General features: G+C 44.2%; 2 protein-coding genes. Both read left to right on the plus strand.

Translation table 11 applies throughout. The annotated features are described in order from the left end of the window. Positions 1-227: hypothetical protein (locus tag BM202_RS38010; protein WP_218160664.1), on the plus strand; the 227-nt coding region annotated here is incomplete at its 5' end. Positions 228-298: 71 nt separating this feature from the next. Next, positions 299-964 (plus strand): AAA family ATPase, encoded by a 666-nt coding sequence (locus BM202_RS36535; protein ID WP_177236829.1) that lies wholly within the window; start codon positions 299-301, stop codon positions 962-964. The last annotated feature ends 57 nt before the right edge of the window (positions 965-1,021 follow it).

The raw sequence follows: 1,021 nt of genomic DNA on the forward strand, positions 1-1,021 counted from the left end.
CCGGAAAAGTCATATTTTTCAGCGAGCCCAAAGTGGCTAAAACCATCTCTTCTCTTTTCACCCGCATCTGTCCACTTTTACTTGACGACGTACAGTATACAGTCACGAACACAATGAACCCATTGAGCTACACTTCGACCGAAAATCTATCACAGGCGGAGCTACTGAATCCCCCACTTTTTTACTGGGTTACGGGGCGACGCGTTTACTGCCTAAAGGTGGATTAAAACCTGACAGCAACGCAGAGCGGTATACCAAGGTTGGTAATTTATTTGATTACAGCGTTGTCCTTAACGCAGTGGATGAGTGGCTAAGCGGATTGAAAAGTGAGCAGTTTAATAAGCGCGTTGCGCCAGCTCTGTTTGATTTATTAGCCTTGAAAACCGGGGATAAATTAGAGGTTAAACACGGCAAATTACTCATAAAGCAATTTGATGACGACTTTGTCATCGATGAAGTTAGTGATGGATTTAAAAGCATTATAGCACTGGCATCCGATATTATGCAGGCACTGTCGGCTGATAAGTCAAGCTATCATTCTACACAAGGCATCGTACTAATTGATGAGCTTGGCAATCATTTGCATCCCCGATGGCGTATGCAGATTGTAGATTCACTGCGCCGTGCTTTTCCAAACCTACAATTTATTGTCACTACGCATGAGCCCTTGTGTCTTCGAGGGCTAGCACATGGCGAAGTAAACGTGCTGGTCCGAGATCAACAACAGGAGATAAGAGTACTCGACAGTAAGGTTCTACCTTATCATAACGCCCTGCGTGTCGATCAGTTGCTGACCTCAGATCTGTTTGGCCTGCTGGATACCATAGATCCTAAAATTGAGAAAACATATAAAGAGTATTATGCGCTCTTGAGCAAAAATGACAGAACGATAGCGGAAGAGGATAAAGTAAACGAACTGAAAATACAGCTAGTGTCCTTACCCCGTTATATGAGCCAGTTTTGACTGGAGCTTAAGCCGCCTGCCGGTATTCAACGGGCGTCATAAACTTCAATGCTTGAT

Source organism: Spirosoma endophyticum, from assembly GCF_900112365.1.
GTDB classification, from domain to species: Bacteria; Bacteroidota; Bacteroidia; order Cytophagales; family Spirosomataceae; genus Spirosoma; species Spirosoma endophyticum.